17 protein-coding genes and 1 pseudogene are annotated in these 18,781 nt (G+C 53.3%); 6 read left to right on the top strand and 12 right to left on the bottom strand.

Features of this window, described 5'->3' with window-relative positions; all coding sequences use genetic code 11:
• Positions 1 to 28 precede the first annotated feature (28 nt).
• The 3 genes and pseudogenes from ACFR99_RS01625 to ACFR99_RS20305 all read right to left on the bottom strand — a co-directional run bounded on the left by ACFR99_RS01625 (position 29) and on the right by ACFR99_RS20305 (position 790).
• On the bottom strand, positions 29 to 172 hold the full coding sequence (locus tag ACFR99_RS01625) for a hypothetical protein (protein ID WP_390283727.1): 144 nt from the start codon (positions 170 to 172) through the stop codon (positions 29 to 31).
• 76 nt (positions 173 to 248) lie between these two features.
• A pseudogene (locus tag ACFR99_RS20310) lies at positions 249 to 359 on the bottom strand (hypothetical protein); the annotation flags it as partial.
• A gap of 134 nt (positions 360 to 493) precedes the next feature.
• Complete coding sequence (locus ACFR99_RS20305; protein WP_465260884.1) at positions 494 to 790, bottom strand: DUF8011 family protein; 297 nt, start codon at positions 788 to 790, stop codon at positions 494 to 496.
• A 242-nt stretch (positions 791 to 1,032) separates the two neighbouring features.
• On the opposite strand from ACFR99_RS20305, the gene ACFR99_RS01620 reads away from it, so the two are divergent.
• Positions 1,033 to 1,611 (top strand): DUF8100 family protein, encoded by a 579-nt coding sequence (locus ACFR99_RS01620; protein WP_390283725.1) that lies wholly within the window; start codon positions 1,033 to 1,035, stop codon positions 1,609 to 1,611.
• A gap of 1,217 nt (positions 1,612 to 2,828) precedes the next feature.
• Here ACFR99_RS01620 and ACFR99_RS01615 read toward each other — a convergent pair.
• The 9 genes from ACFR99_RS01615 to ACFR99_RS01575 form a co-directional block, all read right to left on the bottom strand.
• The gene (locus tag ACFR99_RS01615) at positions 2,829 to 3,341 is read right to left on the bottom strand and encodes a hypothetical protein (RefSeq protein ID WP_390283723.1); all 513 of its coding nucleotides are present in this window, start codon (positions 3,339 to 3,341) and stop codon (positions 2,829 to 2,831) included.
• Positions 3,342 to 3,343: 2 nt separating this feature from the next.
• Positions 3,344 to 3,736 carry a hypothetical protein gene (locus ACFR99_RS01610; RefSeq protein ID WP_390283721.1) on the bottom strand — a complete coding sequence of 131 codons (393 nt, stop codon included), beginning with the start codon at positions 3,734 to 3,736 and terminating at the stop codon, positions 3,344 to 3,346.
• A gap of 533 nt (positions 3,737 to 4,269) precedes the next feature.
• A complete protein-coding gene (locus ACFR99_RS01605; RefSeq protein ID WP_390283719.1) occupies positions 4,270 to 4,560 on the bottom strand; it encodes a HalOD1 output domain-containing protein in 291 nt (96 codons plus the stop codon).
• Between the two features lie 67 nt (positions 4,561 to 4,627).
• Positions 4,628 to 5,902 (bottom strand): tyrosine-type recombinase/integrase, encoded by a 1,275-nt coding sequence (locus tag ACFR99_RS01600; RefSeq protein ID WP_390283717.1) that lies wholly within the window; start codon positions 5,900 to 5,902, stop codon positions 4,628 to 4,630.
• Positions 5,903 to 6,484: 582 nt separating this feature from the next.
• The gene (locus ACFR99_RS01595) at positions 6,485 to 8,497 is read right to left on the bottom strand and encodes an ATP-binding protein (RefSeq protein WP_390283715.1); all 2,013 of its coding nucleotides are present in this window, start codon (positions 8,495 to 8,497) and stop codon (positions 6,485 to 6,487) included.
• Between the two features lie 76 nt (positions 8,498 to 8,573).
• On the bottom strand, positions 8,574 to 9,350 hold the full coding sequence (locus ACFR99_RS01590) for a deazapurine DNA modification protein DpdA family protein (RefSeq protein WP_390283713.1): 777 nt from the start codon (positions 9,348 to 9,350) through the stop codon (positions 8,574 to 8,576).
• A gap of 22 nt (positions 9,351 to 9,372) precedes the next feature.
• Positions 9,373 to 9,519, bottom strand: a complete 147-nt coding sequence (locus ACFR99_RS01585) for a hypothetical protein (RefSeq protein ID WP_390283711.1) — start codon at positions 9,517 to 9,519, stop codon at positions 9,373 to 9,375.
• 185 nt (positions 9,520 to 9,704) lie between these two features.
• Complete coding sequence (locus tag ACFR99_RS01580) at positions 9,705 to 10,664, bottom strand: DUF932 domain-containing protein (protein WP_390283709.1); 960 nt, start codon at positions 10,662 to 10,664, stop codon at positions 9,705 to 9,707.
• Positions 10,665 to 10,758: 94 nt separating this feature from the next.
• On the bottom strand, positions 10,759 to 11,934 hold the full coding sequence (locus ACFR99_RS01575; protein WP_390283707.1) for a hypothetical protein: 1,176 nt from the start codon (positions 11,932 to 11,934) through the stop codon (positions 10,759 to 10,761).
• Between the two features lie 192 nt (positions 11,935 to 12,126).
• Here ACFR99_RS01575 and ACFR99_RS01570 point away from each other — a divergent pair, with 192 nt between their 5' ends.
• Genes ACFR99_RS01570 through ACFR99_RS01550 form a run of 5 tightly spaced genes read left to right on the top strand, consistent with a single transcriptional unit; the run spans position 12,127 to position 18,764 of the window.
• Positions 12,127 to 12,345: a hypothetical protein gene (locus ACFR99_RS01570; protein WP_390283705.1), complete on the top strand. Its 219-nt coding sequence runs from the start codon at positions 12,127 to 12,129 to the stop codon at positions 12,343 to 12,345.
• Entirely contained in the window at positions 12,345 to 13,340 is a 996-nt protein-coding gene (locus ACFR99_RS01565) for a hypothetical protein (protein ID WP_390283703.1), read from the top strand. Before ACFR99_RS01570 ends, ACFR99_RS01565 begins: the two co-directional genes overlap by 1 nt.
• Positions 13,340 to 15,721 carry a hypothetical protein gene (locus tag ACFR99_RS01560; RefSeq protein WP_390283701.1) on the top strand — a complete coding sequence of 794 codons (2,382 nt, stop codon included), beginning with the start codon at positions 13,340 to 13,342 and terminating at the stop codon, positions 15,719 to 15,721. Before ACFR99_RS01565 ends, ACFR99_RS01560 begins: the two co-directional genes overlap by 1 nt.
• Entirely contained in the window at positions 15,703 to 16,710 is a 1,008-nt protein-coding gene (locus ACFR99_RS01555) for a DUF8128 domain-containing protein (protein WP_390283699.1), read from the top strand. Before ACFR99_RS01560 ends, ACFR99_RS01555 begins: the two co-directional genes overlap by 19 nt.
• Positions 16,707 to 18,764, top strand: a complete 2,058-nt coding sequence (locus ACFR99_RS01550; RefSeq protein ID WP_390283697.1) for a type IV secretory system conjugative DNA transfer family protein — start codon at positions 16,707 to 16,709, stop codon at positions 18,762 to 18,764. The genes ACFR99_RS01555 and ACFR99_RS01550 overlap by 4 nt, the downstream gene beginning before the upstream one ends.
• The last annotated feature ends 17 nt before the right edge of the window (positions 18,765 to 18,781 follow it).

Genomic DNA, 18,781 nt, shown 5'->3' with positions numbered 1-18,781 from the left:
AGAATAACGGGTTCCAGTGCTACAGGTGTTAGGTATCGCCGTGTTTCCGTAGCTCTCGGTACTGTTCCGCCTTTTCACGGTAGAACCGAGGTAGCTCCTTGACCTCTTTCTCCGACCAGTCCTCAACTTTTCCAAGCAACCGTTCCGCCTCCGCAAGTTCGTAGAAACCCATTCCGTATCACGTAGTCAGTAGGACAGGGGCAGCCTTGTCTATCTTTCAGAACCCCTGTCTACGGTTGATATAGAAGCTACGGTCCATCGACAGGCACCAAGGTCACTGACGAAACGAAACAGGGAGTTCCTCTCTCAGTCTCCACGTCCCGAAGTATGTACGAGTATCCGTCCGTATCCCGACCGGTCTCTACACCAAGATCGTCTTCAAGGACCTCGACAACCTTACAGACGCTGTGTCATAGATCCGTTCGTGGCTGTCGGTAGGGCTTCTGGTTGAACCTTTAACCATCGAATAGTGTTGTAGGAAATAATATTTCCTTTATCCAATGGCTCCTGGAGTGAAGATAACAGCAGCGGGGAGATACAGTAATACGAGGATTGCTGCTAGACGTAATGCGCCGGCTGCCTGTCGCCGGTTCTCTGGAAGGGACTCGGCAATACCAGCCAACGCGGACCCGACCACCATAATAAGCAACCAGCTGCTTGAGTCAGCGTTACCCTCAATCCAAGAGTATACGTAAAGCCCTAGGAAGATAATCGATCCACCGAACTGAACTAACGCCGTAGGGCGGCCAGACGGTTTACTAAACACGACTTCGTTGATACTGGAGGGCATCAAGAGGGTATTCTCGCCCGAAATCTAAATAGTATGGGTGTTAACACTTTCTCGAGCGGTAACTCCTCCAACCCCTCCGAAGTTCGTGGCGAACCTTCCTATGAAAGAGTGTGTCATAGAATCGGTCACAGGCCAATTCGACTTCGTAGTGTACGGTCAGTACAGCAGAGGTAGTTGTCGAGAGACACGCGAGGGTTTGCAAACCACAAACAGTATGTGTGATTCTTGTAGCTACTTACATAATGGAACGAGAACGCCTCGGCCGCGGTCTCTTACTGGCCCTTCTCGGACTCGGCGGTATTTTCTTCATCCTCAGTATTGGCAGTGGCCGACCAATCGGTGCCATGTTTGGCGTGTTGGTCGTGTTTGCAGGAGTAACGTGTTACCGACTATTCGACCAGTTATTTGATACGGCCTCCGTCACGTTCAACCCTACAGACACTCAAGTATTGACCGTCAATCTCCTGCAACTCGGGCTAGTCCTCCTTGGTTTCGCTCTCGTCACTTACGCCTTCAGTGACCTCGAACTAATCATAGAGGCAGTTCGGACAGACCTTCAACCGCCGACCGCGCCGGTATATATCGGTTCTGTCATCGGACTCGCCCTCGGTGGAGGAGCGGCCTATCTCACCATTCGATGGGAGCGAGTCCAAGATGCGAGCCAGTCAGTTCCGTTCCGAATGGTCGGCTTCTCCGTTACGTTTGGCACGTACTTTCTGTTACTCCCCAATCATCCGGAAGCTGCACTCGTCTATGCCACAGCCTATACGCTCAGTCGCCTTCTTGTCCTCTTTGGGATGAGGTCGCTATCGCAACGGTAAGTTCACAGGTGTAGTGTGCAGTAGATTCACGTGAATATATCTCTAAAGAATAGGTTTTCAACAGAGCCAGATAAGGATAAATTCAGGACGTAACGTTATTTGATTGACGAGATACTAACGCAGATATCAATAAAAGCACGAAATCAAGCGCAAGAGTCGGAATCATACCAAATATAAACAGGGATGCGAACCCCACACCTGTGACCATAGCCCCAATCAGCATCCCAGAGCCGTTTCCACTACTAGCAAGTGAACGATAGAGATGGTATCCAACACCAGCTTGGAGGACAAACAATACAATACCGAACGGAGATATCGCGATCATCATTTACTTATTTAAGTTACATATTCATATAAGTGTGGTATGGTTTTCAAGGAAGTTCGTGGAACGGCAAACAATCAATACGCACATCTACTTACCGGTTGATTCAATCAAAGAGGGTCGAAACAAATTGCCTGTGAGTCTTTTTATGACAAGCTCATGAAAAGCTGCTCCAACAGACATTATCCATGGCGAGTTAGTTTGTAAGCGAGTACGGTTTCTTAATACGATGGGCGTAAAGTATATACGCGTATTTTCTATCTTTTGGCCCTGTTGAATCCTCATCAAGTGATATATCTTGACTCGGTTGCGGTCAATACAGAGGAGGTGTTCAGCACCTCGTTCCTGACTGATTCTGAGTAGATGATTGCCCGATGTGATGCAGCATTCAGACGTATCTGATAAATTAAGTATTTGTAGCAATATATGCGAAAATACCGGCCAGAACGATCAGAACCAGCAGTTGTACTGTGATTAACAGTAGCCGTTCTTTGAGCCCTGTCCAAAAACTGTCCCACTCAGATTCCATACCGGCATGTGATCATTAGTTCACATATAAATGTTGCTAATAAATATGTAGTTCTCATCGACCGGCTATTTCGGGCGAGAATATGTCTGAAGAAGAGGATTTCAACAGAGCCGTTCACCAACAATTACTACCACAAGAGCGTTCCGAGTAGGCAAGTAACTGATCTTAACCTGCTTGACTCCATGCAAGTAATGAAATACCTGTGAGTATGAAAAACACTATTGCATCAAGTGGCTTAAGATACTGTGTCGTATCTGTGACTGCAACAATCGCTGTAATTACGCACAGCACACCGAAGAAAAAGTATATTCGTTTTAGTCCGACCATGCTACTAATACAATCTCCTCAGTGATATATTTATTGTGTTCAGATATTTATAATATCCCACCCCTCCTCAGCAAGACTCCCAATCCCATCAGCGAGATCGTCTGCGATATCTGTTGCAGTATTCCACGCATCATCAGCCGTATTTTCAAGATCCGATACCAGTTCATCATCAAAGAGATCCCCATCACAAACCGGGACGATGATCACCTGCGGCTCTGTCTCATAGGTGACGAACACCTCAAATTCAACTCCATTACAACTAGTCTGTTCAGAGAACACCCCTTCAACAGTACACCCAATGACGCCACCAGTACAAAGCCCACCAAAAATTGAAGCACCACCGACAACACTAACAGGGCCACCAAATGCACTAGCAGCACCGCCAGCGACAGCGACTCCAGCACAAGTAACTCCCGCTCCTCCGGTTGGTGCACCTAATTCGTTCAGCTTTTCAGTTACTGGGTTGTCAGACCCATAGACATCATTACACAACTCGTTTAGATCTACTGTGGAAACATACTCCCATCCCTCAGGTGCGTCAAACTCAGGCATTTTTATTCACCACCTGAAGACGTTTGAATCTCCAGTACATTTACTTCGTTTTCGTCCATTGCCCCGGATTTATCATCCACTCCTGTGAGACAATCGTCAACATAGATTGGATCTCCTTCACACTGGGAAACACAGCGTGCAAGAATTTCATCATCGGATTTATGACCAAACAAGACGGCACCGCGAGTCTTGTCGTCATCGGCATCTCCGACATAATCACAAGGCACCTTCAACACAAGCGTCTCCTCATCTGTTTCTTTATCTATCAGTTTCGCGCCTTCCACATTACCAAAATTCGGTTTGAAATCACGTTCTCTCGTCGTCCGACGGATAGTTTTGAACGCAGCGGAGGAGAGGACTACCACCCGGACGACCGGTACCTCGAGATACGTCACAGGGAATCAACCCCGTTGAAGAACAAGGAGGAAGGTGAGCGTTTAGTCGCACTGGATCCGGAGAGCTGTGAAGTCCTCCATGACTGGATCCGGATTCAACGGCCGGAGACACGGGACGACTACGGACGAGAACCCTTGCTATCAACAGTCCATGGACGCGCCCACAAAAACACTCTCCGGATGACGGTATACCGTTGGACACGGCCATGCACCTACACCGGTTCCTGCCCGCATGGAAGAGACCTCGCCAGGTGTGAGGCGTTGCACGACAACCGGAAGACGGCAAGCGTCTGCCCATCCTCGGTCGCACCCCATGCGATCCGACGTGGGTCCATCACATACCACCTTACCAAGAACGTTCCAACCGAGGTTGTCAGCAACCGTATGAATGTAAGCCCCAGAGTCTTGGATATCCATTACGACAAGAGGAGTGAGGAGACGAAGATGGAGCAGCGGAGACGTTATCTGGAAGATCGATCAACACGGTTCCACCGTCACTGACAACGGGAAACAAAAAATGAGAGGGTGTGGTTTTAGTCGCCCGCCACGTCTTCAACCGGCTGCGTGCTTTGTTCGGTGAAAGAGACTGTTTCACCTATCTCGACTTCCCCGGAGCTGCTGAGTTGAACCTTGTAGCCGCGGTACCGGAACTCAACCATCCCAGTTGTTCTATCTGCGCTTGGAGTGGACTGGAAAAGTGAGTCCAGGGCTTCTGTATCGATGACCGTGTGAAGCGGCGGGTGAAGCTCCAAGGGGTCAACGCCCTCCAGGTCGGCGACTTTCTCAACAACTTTGAGACTGATCCGCTCCCCCTTCTGTGACATGGATGGGTCTGATACAGCGTGGTACATAACTCTAAGTGAGAGAGGTTGACATACCAGACCTATACAGTTAGGTTTCGGATGATCCGGCCTCTACATTTCCTCTGTCTGACTGTGTGAACGCGTCAAGCTGTTCGAGGACACCCTTCTTCTCGAGCTCCGCCAAGCGTTCCAGGACTGCCTGTTTCTCCTCCTTCTTTGTCTCCTTCTCGAGGGATAGTGGTCTTCCGCATGTCCTGCACTCCGTCTCTTCCGGCTGGTTCTCGGTCCCACAGAAGCTGCAGTTGACGGGTTGAGTCTTGTCTTCCCCGTTATTGAGTCCGTATTCTTCTCTGATGGCTTGGTTGACGTCGTCGTTGTTGAGATGGACATAGACCTTCGCACGATCACTCCCAGGTTTCCATCCTGCGAACTTGTTCAACTGCTCGTAACCCATGAACGTCGCCACCTCCGTTAATCGTGTGTGGCGGAGGTTGTACGGACGGCGTTTGTTCTCCGGTATCTCGGCCCGTTCGCATGCTTGTTTGAACCGGCGGAGAAATCCGTCGTACTTGACCCGGTCGCGGAGGTCTGGCTCATACCCACACTCCGAGTCATCGTGGTGGTGTGGGATCTCCCCACACTGCTGGCAACGCTGTTGTTCTGTTTTTACCCAGAGCGGTGCACTGGGATCGCTGATATCCCCGATTTTTCCGCCGAGGGGATGGGCCGTGAGCCATTCCCGGACAGTTCGACCAGCACGTATTAACTGATTCGTACGGTCTGGCGTGTTCTTGAGTCCCTCAAGTGAGATGAAATCTCCTTTTCCGTTCGTGATGAAGTCGCTGATATTCCGGGAGAGGATTTCGCCTGGTCGCGCTGCTGATTCATACAGGACCTTCACGAATGCTCGATCTCGCGTTGACTGGAACCCTTGGAATAGGCGGGTCAGTTCTTCTTCGGTAAAGAGGTCGTCCCGTGTGACCGGTGTTGCTTTCTTTTGTGTGACCGTGAAGAACTGGACCTTGTCTGGATGTTCGTGTCCGCCGTTCTCGACCTTGTAGAACTTCTTGATTGTGCTCTTGAACTTGTGTTTGGTCGCGTCAGCGTAGCTACTTCGGTTGACGTTGGCAAGCAGCTCTTTGAGTTCGGCTTCGGTGGCACCGCGAAGTCGGAAGTCGGACGAGGCGAGTTTTGTGAGGAGTGTTTTGAACGCCTGTATCTGTCGTTCCTGTTGGACTTCGCTGATGCCTTCTGCTGCTTGATGGTCGATAAACTCCTGGATCGCTTGGTAGTTTTCGCGGTGGACGGCGTCTCTGAGATTTTGGAGGCTATGGTTGACGTCGACGTAGTTGGTCGTGGACATGGTAGTGGTTCACATTTTGGTTGTAGAAGAAGGAGGTGAGAGACCGACTTTCATATGTAGTTCAGAACCGGTGTTCGGTTGGTGCCCACTGAACGGTTGGTTGGTTGGACTCTCCGTCCGTCAAATTAACCGTAAGGAGCGTCTCTAAGTCGTCTCTTTTCCTTCTCCGTGTTTCGGTTGGTTTTCAAGATAGATTCACAGTCAAGCTTTTTATGGAAAATTGTGAGGATCTGTATGTGTCAACGGTGCTGTCGACCCAGTCTGGTAACTCGCGCAGCCATCGTACAGGAGGATACCCTGTTTCATGTGCTCTCTGACCGCATCAGAACTAACGGGTCTGGATGCCTGCTCTTCCTCGAGATTGGTATCCCTCTTCGGCAAGCGAGTTACCAGACACTATGTTCCGTTTTGCCGAACACCCCTAACACCCCTCCGACCAGCACTATCTGGGTTGGTTTTCTGCCGAAGTAGTCGAACTACGCCGCTTTTCCGCCCTTCTTCTTGTTCGATCCTCTGCTGATGTGCTAGGTGGTAGATCTGTTCAAGAGGACAGGGTCGAAATGCCTCGTAACACTTGGGGTTCTACGGCCAGTCGGTGAGTGCATCGGAAACGTCCTGTGCCAAGTGAAAGACGACCTGGTCCGTGTCGATGCCGGATTCTTCGAGCCGTTGTTTCAGTCCATTCTTTACTTTTTCTGTGCGGCATACGATCCAGATCACGTCGAACCCGTACTCGAGGTGTTTCTCCACGTGTTCCCGTTCGCGTTGAGTGTTTTCCATTGCGACTTCGATAGCGAGCTCGAGCTTGCCCGTATTCACGTAGACGTCTGCGTCGAACAGTTCGAGTTTCACGGCCCAGCCCGCCTCCTCAAACATCTTCTTTACTTGGTGCTGCCAGTACCTGTGGACGATACCACCGCGCCCCTCCTGGCTCGGATCGAGGCCGAGGTGTTTTTCGACGTAGCTGCGTCCTCTGTCCGTTAATTCCAGTAGTTTTCGTGCGCCTGTCTCCGTCCGTGTGGACTGTTCTGTGACCAAGCCCGACTCCACTAACTCTGTCTTGGCTTTGTTGCCCTTGTACCGGCTGGAAAACTCTTCGTACCGCTCCGTCAACGGGACGAACGGCTCCTCAACCAATCCCTTCAGTAAGTGTTCCGCGTCGTCGGAGACCGTGACCTCGGACTTGTTTTCATCGAGTACCTCCGTCTCCTCAGAATCAGTGTTTCCATGCTGTACAGATTCTACAAACCTATCTGGCTGTTCACGTGGCTCCGCTGTCAGTGAGTTCCAGAGCTGTCCCTGTCTTTTCTGTAGGTCCGAGTCTGTAACCGTCTTCGACAACCGGTACGTGTCAAGCGTTACACGGGCCGGATCACTGTTCCCTGTCTGGACAACTGCCTCCCCAGTATCGAGGTCTTTAGCAGCGTTTGTCTGCCTCTCAGTGAGGTTCATCGACTCCGTCACCGCTGTGAACTGCTTCCGGTCGCCCGTGGGGAGCAAGGCTTTGGTGTACGTGTTGGCCTTGATGGAATCGGTCAGCTTCGACGCTTCCTGATCCGCCACGATCAGTCCTTCACCGAACTCCCTCATCTTCGCCGTCAGTTCGTCGACCGCCGGGATACCGGACTCCGATTGACGTTCTTTGTAGACGCTGAAAACTTGCTTCGCCTCGTCGAGGACGAACACATGGTTGAGATCCTCTGAACGATGTGTCTTGGCGAGTCGGTACTCGTAGACAGCAGCGAGCAGGATCTCCATCAGGAAATTCTGTGTGTCACGGCTTAACCCGTCGAACTCGAAGACGACGTCCCGCTCGAGAAGATCCTCGAACATGTAACCCGTGCTGCAGTCGAAGACGGTTCCGGCTCCAAGGTTCATCGCCTCCACACGGTTGAGGACCGTGTCACGGTAGTTCGAAGTCTTCCGCATGTAGTTGATCGGGTCGGAGACAAGGAACCGTTCAAGATCATGGAAGCTGGGGTACGGTGGAGAACGTTCCTCGAAAAGACCGTATAACCGGTAGAGTTCGAGGATCGATTTCAAGAGATGGTTCTTCGACCCGGACAGTAATGCTGTGGCGTGGCCGAAGATCTCGCTGACGACCTGTGCCCACCGACGAAGTTTGACCCCCGGTGGTGGAGCCAACGGATTATACTTTAACTCGGTCCACGGCAAAACCAGCAACTCGCTTCTGTCCTGGACGAGATGGCGGTAGTCCTGCTTGAGATCGAAACACCAGAACGGGACATCCAACTGGGACAGAACGTTGTAGAACAACGTGGTCTTCCCGGAGCCTGACTGCCCGATCACCAAGAAATGTTTCGAGAGCACCGACTCACCGAGACCAAACTTCTGTCCGGAGACGGTCGACCCGAGACGTATACCACCGGAGGAAAGAGAACTACGTGTCGGTTTTTTGAACGGGTGTATCCGTCTGTGTGCTAAACTGGCTGCGAGCGCTTGACGCCCCTTCTCCTGGACCGGCTCCGGTGCAAAAGTGTTGTACAGCAACAGCCGCCGGATACGCGGATCCTGTAGCTCTTCCTCCTCAAGCAGTTGGAGAAGAGAGGTCCGGTCTATAGGACGAGAAGACATACCTTCATCCTCGAGGTGCAGGTTCGAATACCGTTGTAGACACCGCGTTTCCCTTATCCTTGAGAAGATGCCAGGTTTATTGGAGTGTTTGGTGGAGCGACTGTTGGCTTCCTGAACCCTGTATGCATTCTTCGATCCGCTGTTTCATATTGAGGTAGTGGTAGACCTGGTTCTGCCAAGTCTGCCGCCTTTCTTGCATCCGTGTCCGTATGTCGTAGGCTGTTGAGTCGGCTGAGTCCAGGGATTGGATGACTCGAGGACGTCGAAGAACGTTGGTCTTGACTCCGAAGGCATGCAGCCGGTGTTTGGAGGGGAGTTCGTCACGGACCCTGTGGATGATCCTGGCCACCGTTTCCGGGTCACGTTTGTTGAGTGAGCCGATCGCCACGTACCGTGTTAATGCTCCTTCTGTCCGTAGATCGTCGAGATGGGTGAGGTACTGGTGTGGTGACCAGCCCTGGAGGACAGCCACCGGCTCGGAAGATAGGTCGGTGTCGTCGTATGTGTCGAGGAGTTTGCTGTGGTGGTGTGTCGTCCTCCACTGATGTTCCTCGACAGTACTGTCAACCTTGGACAGGAGTTCCGGGCTGCATGGGTAGTCCCTTAGCGCGAACAGCTCCGGCCCATGTTCCTCGAGGTACGAGAGATACTGTTTGTCCGAAGACGGGTACTCGTGGTGGTTGTACAACTGGCTGTAACCGCCTGAGTCAGTGAACAGGTGTTCGATGGTCTCGAACGGTGTACTGTTGGCGGTCGCATAGCTGATCATCACGTTGGGCTCCTCCATCTTCCGAAGGGCTTTCCGTGCGCTGCCCGAGGCACAGCCGTAGTAGAACCGGAACCCATCAGCCATAGAACTTCCCTCACCGATTCTGTTACCAGGTCGCTCCGGAACGGGCAGCGAGCTCCACCTCGTAGAGCCTGACCTCGACAGTAGCATCAACGGTTTTCCCCTCCAACACGGAGTCACCCATGTCCAGAGGCAGTTCGAAATAGCCCGTAGTCAAGTCGACATCGATCATTCTGAGTACACCTCGTGCCAACACCAGGTGGAACCGACTCAAAAATACGCACCGGGACACCCCGTTTCATTTGAAAGACTTTGAAAAGCGTTGTACGGCGTAGAGGTAGCTCCTAAACATTTCAAATGAGGTCTGTGAAATCTGTCCGAGCAGCGAAATAAGGAAAAAGATTGGAGGGCCGTGTTCTATGCTTGGATTTCGTGGAGTTCCCGTAGCTGTCGTAGTGCGTCTGGTTCGTCTTCCCAGTAGGGTTCGGTGTCGTCCTGTTCGATCAGTTGCCGTGTCCTGTCCTCGACCGCCTGACTACCCAGTATTTCTGGTTCCGGTATCTGGTTGTCTCCGTTCTCCAGGAGCTTGGCCGCGTTTTCGTATCCTTTGGAGAGTTCGTATCTCGGGGTGTTTTCGGTGTAGTGTGTCAGTGCGCGTGTGGCCGCGTTGTAGGTCTCCCAGAGCGACGGGTTTTCCGGGTCCTTGACTTCGTCGTGTAACGCGTTCAGTAGGTCGGGTACCGGCTGCTCGAGGTAGGAGTCGATCCCTGTCTCGAGGAGCACGAGCAATGCTTCATCCTGGTTCATCAACACGTGTTCCTGCGCTTTTTCCAGTCGTCTTTCAACCATTTCCGGGCTTGTGGCCACTGCGTCCACCGCGTTGTACGCAAGACGGGGTTGGAACGGGTCCTGATGGGTTTGATCGAAGCTTAGTTCGGAGATGAAGGCGGTCATCCCGTTGCTGCACACCAGTCGTTCCGCGCCGACGTCGTACTTCAACCGGTGGTATCCTGAGTGCCCGCTCTGGACCTGGAGTCCGAGAGTGACCGGGTCATCCCTGTTGGCGTAGACAGTGTTCCCCTCAAACTCGATACTGGCGTTCATCTTATGGGCTGTCGGTGAAAGAGAGACCGTTCCCTCTACGTCCAAACCGTTCTGTTCTATGGCTTCCCCCACCGTCTCCAAGATTTCGCCGTACTGGATGATGTTGTAGAAGTCCTTCGAGGAGGAGACCACGCCGGTCGCCCGCATGTCATCCGTCCACAGACTATCTCTGTACGGGACCTCCTCCCACTCATCTTCCTCCACATGGTGTGCGTAGACCTCGTGGCGATCCACCTCAGGAAGTTGTTCACTGGTTTTGTAGAGCTCGTCCAAACTATCGAAACTGTAGAGTTCTTCCGAAATAATGTACCACCCTTCCTGAAACGGGGTTCAGGGAAACCGGTTATACACGACGGAACACCCCGTTTCACATGGAGAAGTATTCACGGAGTTTAGAGAGAATTCGTGAGGTGGTTTGGCAGGGGGCGTAGACAGTTATACAGTCTTCACGGCCGTTGTCCTCTATGTATTTCCCTGTCCAGTCTCCGACTTCGGGTGCTACCCAGGATTTCCGACTATGGAAGCCTTCTCCGTGGTAGAGCACTGTATACTGCTCGCCGTACCAGGTCTCTGTGACGATTTCAAACGATCCTTTGGCTGGAAGAGTGATTTCTGCTTCTTCAACAAGTATGTCCTTATGAACTACCTTGTTTCTTGAATGCATACCGTATCCCAGTCCGTCAGGGTCCCAGTAGATCTTCAGCGTCTGCGCCTTGTACCGTGGGACGCGGTTCTTTTCAGCCACCTCCTGAAAAAGATCAGGATCGGGCTGACCTGCCTCAGAATCAAACCCTTCACCGCTCTCCCTGAATAGACTGTGTTGGGCGTTGAAAGGGATAACACGGAACTTCTGCGTGCCGATCCCTGCCAGATCTGCGTAGATATTCACCAAGCTAAGCGAGAGGCCGGAGAGAGACAGCTTCTTGTAGACCGGTTTTCGGCCTTCCTCAGATAGGTCTCGGTCCCGGTACCGGTACCCCTCCGGACTGTAGATCCTCATCTCATTGTTTTCTTGGTCGACTTCGAGGGTAGCGGAGCCGCCATCTTCATATCCGTGGAGAGGACTGCTGTCATTATGTTTCGTGAACTCAACAGGGATATTCATTGAGTAATCAAGTTTCTTTGTACGCCAAGAATCGTTCACCTCCCTCTCCTTTCTTTCTTCCTTGGAAAAGCTATCCGAACTTTCGTCGGCTTTTATAACGCGTCCATGTCGGCCCTGTTCTTCAAGACCGATACGGATGTATTCCAGGCCCTTATCATCCTCCTTTCCTTCAGCTGACCTATCCGCCTTGTTTTTCACCAGTTTCGGGAACAAGACATCCTCTTTTTCCAGTTCATCATCATCATCGTCCTCGTCGTCATCATCGTCGTCGCTGTAAAAATCTTGTATCTTCCTTAGTTCCGACTCCAACTCATCCAGTTCTTCTATCTCTCCCGGTAGCGGGATCTCGAGGTATTCGTCGCGTTTGTCATCGTAGGAGTTCAGTTCCGTGATGTACGCGGTCGGTGGCTGCGTCGTGTCTTCTAATCCGTCTGTCATTTTTACTCACGAATTTTCTTCAAACATGTATCACCTCACCCGACATCGCCTTAACCTGTCATGCGAATCTCAAAAATAGAGAGAGTGTCATGGCTTCACGAGATACAGATCCCATGGAACATAGTAGTACTGTCCCAGGGTGTTGAGCCTTGTGGTGGAGAGGGTTCACCGCCCGTAGCCGACTTAATTCGTTTGATTGACCAGCTTCAGGCGGATGGAGTCACTCTTGCGTTACCGGCCGCGGCGCTGGGTTACACGATCTCGGGGCTACTGTGGCTGTCCGGGTACCCTCCGTGGCAGCGGACCGCCCGCCGACTGTTCTTCAACGTCACCGCCGGGCTTATCATCGTATTGCTCGCCGGCTCGTTCGTCGAAATGGTCACTACGGCTATCTGTGAGGGTGGGAGCTGATGACGTTGCGTAAGACCGCTGCCATCACCACGGTTCTCGCCCAGACGGTTCTGGTTGGTACGGTTGCAGGTCAGGAACCGTCCGGAAACCAGACCGGTGCTTCAGAAGGAGGTGGTGGTCTGGCCGAAGGGTTCAGGGAAGCATTGGTCTCGGTGCTTCTGGACTCGGTGCAAGGCCTTACCGAGACTTTGACCGCTGTGCTGACACGGATACTCGTGAGCTATCCTGACGTCACGAAGCCGTACGTGCTCGAGATCCACAGGAAGGTGTTCCCGGTGTCGACGGCGTTGGCGGTGGCCGCGTTGGTCTGGATCGGCTTCCTAAGTATGGGCGGAAGGAGCGGTGGCGTGCGACAGGTGGTGTACGTACTCAGCTCAGTCGCACTCGGAGCGGTCGCACCCACCCTGCTCCAGTATCCAATTGAGTTGTCACGTCTGACCACAGAAGCGTTGGCACCCACCAACCCGGGCCTGTTAGCAATCACCCGGTTCTCGTTGGAGCTGATCCTCGTCGCATTCCTCGAAGCGTTCCTGTTACTAGGAGTTGTCATGATCTTCGCAGCCCGGGATGTGTTTCTGATGCTCGGGGTGTCTCTAGCCCCGCTAATCGGATTGATGGCGGCGACTCCCAGACTCCGCGGGTTCGCCTCAAAACTGTCAAGCATCTGGGTGGCATGCCTCCTAATCGGTCCGTTGAACGCGGTCGTGCTCGATCTGACCCTGTCGCTGTTGAAATGGAACAATGGAGAGGTCCCGCACTGGATCTGGGCATTAGGCGGGTTGAGCCTCATGTTTGTTCTGCCATTGATCCTTCTACAGTCAGGGTCGATGATGTTCGCCCCAATGACCCGTGTGGCAAGTAAGGCGGCCAGAACCGGTTGGCGGTATACCGGTGGTGCTGTCGTCAACCGGTACAAGTCCAACAGGGAGCCGGAACCCCAGGAGAGGGACAGACAGAAAGACGACGAAAACCGGTTTATGAGGGGTGATGACTGATGAAGGCTGAGTTCCCTGGCTCGATCGACGGCAGCGTCAGGTTCATAGACAGGTACACAGTCTGGGACGCTCTCTGCACCGTCGCTCTCGTACTGGCTGGCTGGGCTGTGGCACGGCCTCTAGGACCGTTCGTAGGTGCTGCCCTCGGAGTCGTCCTCGCGGAGGTTACACCGAACGGGGAACGTATCGACAAGAAAGTCGTCGACGAACTCAGATACGTTCTGAGCTCCCCGAAGGTTGTGTGTCCGAAGCTTTCGAAGATGGGTGATGGTTCAGCCGTGTTTGATGACGGCTACGTCATGGGTGTTGTAGAGGTGTCTTCCTGTGACATCGAACATCTGCCCGAACCCGATAAACGTGCGAACCGGGACGTGGTAGCCGAGCTGCTTTCCGGACTCGATTACAGGTTCGAGATCCATTCCCGTCAACGACATGTAGACCTCTCGGAGTGTAATGGTCCGGGAGATACCGCTACCGCCACCGACCATTACGTTGTGGTGAGGGTGTCGGCCTCGACCGTGGCGAAAGGACACCACGAGGTAAAGGATCGGTGTACCGAGATCCGTAACACGTTGACAGCGGCGGATCTACGCGCTGAACGGCTGACAGGGCAGCGTCTTAAAGCCGTATTGAACCAGCTGTACTTCAGGAAGGCGAAGGTCTCCCAGGGAGGCTACGTGGTGGCACAAGGCCGTAAGCCGGTTCGCCGTATGACGTACGTCTCTGAATACCCTGAGCAGATGTCTCTCGGCTGGATCGCAGACGTACTGAACGCCGAGTCGCCGGGGCTCGTCGATGTCGTCCAGGTCGTAGAGCCGGTCTCCGACAGGCAACGGGACTGGATGGACCGTATACTTGCCAGGACGGACGCAGAGCTCTCTGCCTCATGGAAACCGTTCCGTCAAGCAGGGCTTCAACGGCAGAAACAGGACCTGGAGGACTTGATCGAGGCGGATGCCAGCGGTGAGCCTCTTGTGAACTACGGTGTGTACTTCGTCGCCCGGGGCGAAAACAGGGTTGAAGCCGAGGAAACCCTTGAAACCGTTCAGTCGGTCCTAAACCGATCCGGTGTAGACACAGGAGAGCCAGGACTGTATTTCAACCGAGGCGTTAAATCCGTATCCGCCTTCCACCGTGACCGACTTAAGAAGAAAGAGATAGTTCCCGGAAGCTCCGCTGCAGCAGGCTTCGCCTTCGCTGCGTACGACACGGTCGAGCCCGGCGGGATCGTAGTGGGCGAGGACCACCGGAACAACATGCCCGTGGTCCTTGACCGCTTTTCGTGGGAGGCCGGCCATACCGCTGTGATGGGGAAGATTGGGTCGGGTAAGACTTACTGGACCGGCTTAACCTTAGTCCGCTCCGTTCAGGAGTACGACGACCTCGAGATCTACGTCATCGACCCGAAGAAACGGGACTACGGCGGTATAGTCGAAGCGTTGAAGGGCGAAACGGTGGTTATCGACAACGGCCTAAGCAGAAGCCGCAGCAGTAACATAACGCGGTACACGGTCCAAGACCCTTCGAGAGACAATACGGCCAGGCTGGCGGAAACGGTCCGGCATGTCTACAGGGAGGCATCGAAGACCGACTCGAAATCCTTAGTCGTTATCGACGAGGTCCACCGTATCATCACCCGGGCCGACGAGATCTACCGTGATGGGTTACAGGCGGTCTCCACACTGGTCAGAGAGAGCAGAGACAAGGACATCGCGGCCACCCTCGTTACGCAGAACGCCGATGAGTTCGTACGGTCGACCGAAGGTGAAAACATACTCCGTAACATCGACTGCAACCTGTTCTTCAGACAGAGGGACGTCGACAGCGAGGTGACTGACTTCTTCCACCTCTCCGAGAAGGAGTCAAGCGAACTCCGGAAGCTGCGTTCCGGTACCAAGCTTCCGTTCAGCGAAGCACTCGTCCGCGGACCGGTGAACACACGGCTCCGGATCGAATCAACCAGGCCCGAACACACCCTCTTCGAAAACGGGATCGAAGGACTCAGATCCGGCGGAAACAACAACCGTGTTCAACCGTCTAACACACCAGGACAGGCGTCGTCCGGTGTGGAGACAGACGGCGGTCACCAGTCCAAAGACACTGAAACAAACACTTCAGATTCCGACAGCGAACGGTATGGACTGGCAGAAGTCTTCAACCTCACGTTCGCAGGACCCCTCGGACTCTTCGAATACGTACTGTATCCCACGTTCTTCGCCGCCTTGCTGCTCTCTTTCGTTACGGGTCTACAGCCGTTCCACCCGATAGGGCCTTTCACTCCGAAGGACTCCGTAGGCCTCGATGCCGCATTATCTGTAGTGTCTGCTGAAATTCTCTGGGTGCTGGGTCTGAGCCTATATAGATGGATGACACAGCCATAGATGGTGATTCCCAGATGGGGTTCCTTTCCCGTTTCGGAAGCAGCTATGTGACACTGGATGAACGAACGGCAGAAAGGCTTTCCCGGCCTTCGAAACGGTTTCGGACTGTGGAGATCCATCCGCCGTTCGACGCTGAGCTCCCATCCACACTCGATCGGTTCGTGAGAGCGATAACGGAGTACCAGACGCAGCTTCTGGGCGTTCAAAACACGTCGCCTACCATCGCCTACGAGATCTGGCGGTACAAGCCTTCCCGAGTCCGTTTCCAGTTCGCTGTTCCCACCGCCAGGATGGAGAGGAAGATCCGGACACATCTAGACGAGGAACTCCCCGAGGTCGGCTTCAGTGAAGGCGTAAACGGCCTCCCTGTAACAGCGAGTGATACGGTCGGTGTAGGCATACTCACGCCACGTCGAGACGATGTGTACCCGTTGAGGACCGAGTTCGAAAAGCCGCCTATGAACTCCGTTGCCACGTCGTTACACCGTGACGCGATGCGTGACAGCCGTATCATCATACAGTTGTTGTTCAAACCGACTACCGGCGGCCCGGTACGGAAACGGCTGTGGCACCACCAAGCATCTCGAGAGAGCCAAGGCCTTCGAAGCGAGAAGGTCGGCGTCGTTCCATGGCATGACAGGGATGCAACGCCACGTGAGAAACAGCAGGCCCGCCGGATCGATGAGAAGGCAGGTACGTCACGTTTCCAGGTAACGGTACGGATCCTCGTGATCAGCGCAGGGAAGTACACCGCCAGCCGTGTAAAAGAGGTATCCGGCGGCTTCAACCTTTACGCAGAGCCGGAAACAGGTCAGTCGTTTACCACCACAACGGTTCGAGGCATACGGAACTCTTCCATACTCAAACACGTGAAAAATATAAGGGATAGAAGGCTGAGCCATACATTCCAAGCTTCAACGGATGAGCTCGCCGCTTTGGTATCCGTCCCGGACCGCCTCCAAGAAAACATTCAGTACGCACAGCCATGAACCCGGAAGACGCACGCAGCCGTATACAGAACCGTTCAGGTAAGACCTTTCTCGGAAGCAGGAAGTCGACCCTGGGTGTCGAGAGAGACATCGAAATCAGTGATGAGAAACGACTGACACACGTCCTGAACCTGGGACCGACAGGGTATGGGAAGACCCAGTCACTGGCTCACACCGCGCTTCAGGACGGCTACAAGGGACACGGCCTCTGCATCGTCAACCCCAAAGGCGACCTGATCGACGAGTTCATCGCGAAACTCCCTGAGGAACGGTGGGAAGACATCATCTACATCAACCCCGGGCAGGAGGAAGTGGCCTCGGTCAACGTCCTTGAACCGTACACAGAGGGCATGACACCTGTGCAGAAGGAGAATCAGAAGGAGATCATCGTCTCCGACCTCATCGACCTGTTCAAACGCCGAAGCGAGAACTGGGGAGACCAGTTCGGCCGTATCTTAGAAATCCTTCTTCGAGCCCACATCGACCTAAACATTAAAAATAATGAAAGTAATACATTGGTTGATGTTTACCGATGTGTTATTAATCCGGATGCGTTAGATGATTTGATTGACCGGACCGATGACCTGGTTACACGGGAGCAGCTGGTCCGTATTAGAGAAGATATCACGAGTTACGAGATGGGGCCGTTACGCCGACGTCTCAACGACTTCATGATGAACTCTGTTATCCGCCGGTTCATCGACGGGAAAGGCTCGGTCATCGACTTCCGTGAAGCGGTCAACCAGGGAAAGATCATCTTAGTGGACGTCCAGAAGGGCGAGGTCGGCGGCACCGTCTCCGAAATCGTCGGCAGCATAGTCATCACCGAGGTGTGGTCTGCGGTCCAGAGCCGTGTCACCCAGCCCGTCGAGGAACGGCAGCCCTTCTACCTATTCATCGACGAGCTCCAGAACTTTGTGGGGGAAGAAAGCAACTTTGTCAAAATACTTTCAGAATCACGTGAATACCGGTTGGGATGTTGGCTTAGCACCCAGTACCTTGAACATCTACCGGTGAAGATGCGGCGATCGGTCACCAACAACTGCCGGACCAAGATCTGCTTCAACCCCAGCGGATCAGAAGACGAACACCGTATCGCCGGAATGCTCCAAGGCGTCGAGAAACAACAGTTGAAAGCACTGGGAAAGTACAGGGCCGCAGTCCAGAAACCCTCTGAAAGAAGCTACAGCTCCGCTACCTTCTTCAGCACGTACCCTCCCTGGAACGTCGACAGAGACCACGTCGACCAAATCAAAAAGAGACAGACACCAAGGACAGACACAGATACAGATATAGGCCTCACCCCGTCACTCGGACAGGGAACAAACGCAGGAGGCAAGAAACATGCAGAACTCCTGGAAAAAGCGAAAGAACGACTCGAGGAACGAGGACTCCAGGTTAACCTACTCTACCAAACTGAAGGGGAGAGCAAGCCTGACGGCCACGTACACCTGCCAAACGGAACTGCCTACCTCGAGGCAGAACACACTACCCTGACGAAACCAGCCAAAGTCCTTCAAAACCTTCGGAGAGCAGTCAACAACGATGTGGAGTGTATCTTCGTCGTCGAACAGGGCAACGCCGCCAAACTCGAGAACATCGTCGAGGACCCTGTCAACCGTAACGGAGACGAACACATGGACGAGTACGGAACCTACAGCTACTACACCACTGACGGAGACGAGTTCACCGATATAGAACAAGTCCTGGACGGGGAGTACCGTATCATCGAAGTCGGGGAAGACAGTCTCGCGGTCCACGAACCCGGTGAATCCGAAGATGAGGAATCCTCTATAGACGAGTTACGTGAAAAGGACCGTACGGTTTTGAACTGTATCCAGAACGGTGAGGATGATGTACAGAAGATCACGGAAGCCACCTCGTTGGAGAACCACGAGGTCAACTACTGCTTCCGAAAACTCGAGAAACTCGACCTGATAACAGTAGAAAAACCGGAGGGAACGGTTGAACGCGTTATCGATGGACAGAAACGGGTGTTCGAAGCACCGAAACAAGCCGCCCTAACCGACCAAGGAAAACAACTCCTCAGGTAACTCTCCCTGTCCGTAGA

Origin of the sequence: Haloarchaeobius amylolyticus (assembly GCF_042678045.1) — an archaeon.
GTDB lineage: Archaea > Halobacteriota > Halobacteria > Halobacteriales > Natrialbaceae > Natrinema > Natrinema amylolyticus_A.
This window is presented reverse-complemented; position numbering and strand designations above follow the sequence as displayed.

Bases quoted from the DNA above. Each gene is read 5' to 3' on its own strand.
- ACFR99_RS01625 (WP_390283727.1), bottom strand. From the start codon at position 172: ATGGGTTTCTACGAACTTGCGGAGGCGGAACGGTTGCTTGGAAAAGTT.
- ACFR99_RS01560 (WP_390283701.1), top strand. From the start codon at position 13,340: ATGAAGGCTGAGTTCCCTGGCTCGATCGACGGCAGCGTCAGGTTCATA.
- ACFR99_RS01620 (WP_390283725.1), top strand. From the start codon at position 1,033: ATGGAACGAGAACGCCTCGGCCGCGGTCTCTTACTGGCCCTTCTCGGA.
- ACFR99_RS01595 (WP_390283715.1), bottom strand. From the start codon at position 8,497: ATGTCTTCTCGTCCTATAGACCGGACCTCTCTTCTCCAACTGCTTGAG.
- ACFR99_RS01550 (WP_390283697.1), top strand. From the start codon at position 16,707: ATGAACCCGGAAGACGCACGCAGCCGTATACAGAACCGTTCAGGTAAG.
- ACFR99_RS20305 (WP_465260884.1), bottom strand. From the start codon at position 790: ATGCCCTCCAGTATCAACGAAGTCGTGTTTAGTAAACCGTCTGGCCGC.
- ACFR99_RS01585 (WP_390283711.1), bottom strand. From the start codon at position 9,519: ATGATCGATGTCGACTTGACTACGGGCTATTTCGAACTGCCTCTGGAC.
- ACFR99_RS01555 (WP_390283699.1), top strand. From the start codon at position 15,703: ATGGATGACACAGCCATAGATGGTGATTCCCAGATGGGGTTCCTTTCC.
- ACFR99_RS01575 (WP_390283707.1), bottom strand. From the start codon at position 11,934: ATGACAGACGGATTAGAAGACACGACGCAGCCACCGACCGCGTACATC.
- ACFR99_RS01590 (WP_390283713.1), bottom strand. From the start codon at position 9,350: ATGGCTGATGGGTTCCGGTTCTACTACGGCTGTGCCTCGGGCAGCGCA.
- ACFR99_RS01600 (WP_390283717.1), bottom strand. From the start codon at position 5,902: ATGTCCACGACCAACTACGTCGACGTCAACCATAGCCTCCAAAATCTC.
- ACFR99_RS01605 (WP_390283719.1), bottom strand. From the start codon at position 4,560: ATGTCACAGAAGGGGGAGCGGATCAGTCTCAAAGTTGTTGAGAAAGTC.
- ACFR99_RS01615 (WP_390283723.1), bottom strand. From the start codon at position 3,341: ATGCCTGAGTTTGACGCACCTGAGGGATGGGAGTATGTTTCCACAGTA.
- ACFR99_RS01565 (WP_390283703.1), top strand. From the start codon at position 12,345: ATGACGTTGCGTAAGACCGCTGCCATCACCACGGTTCTCGCCCAGACG.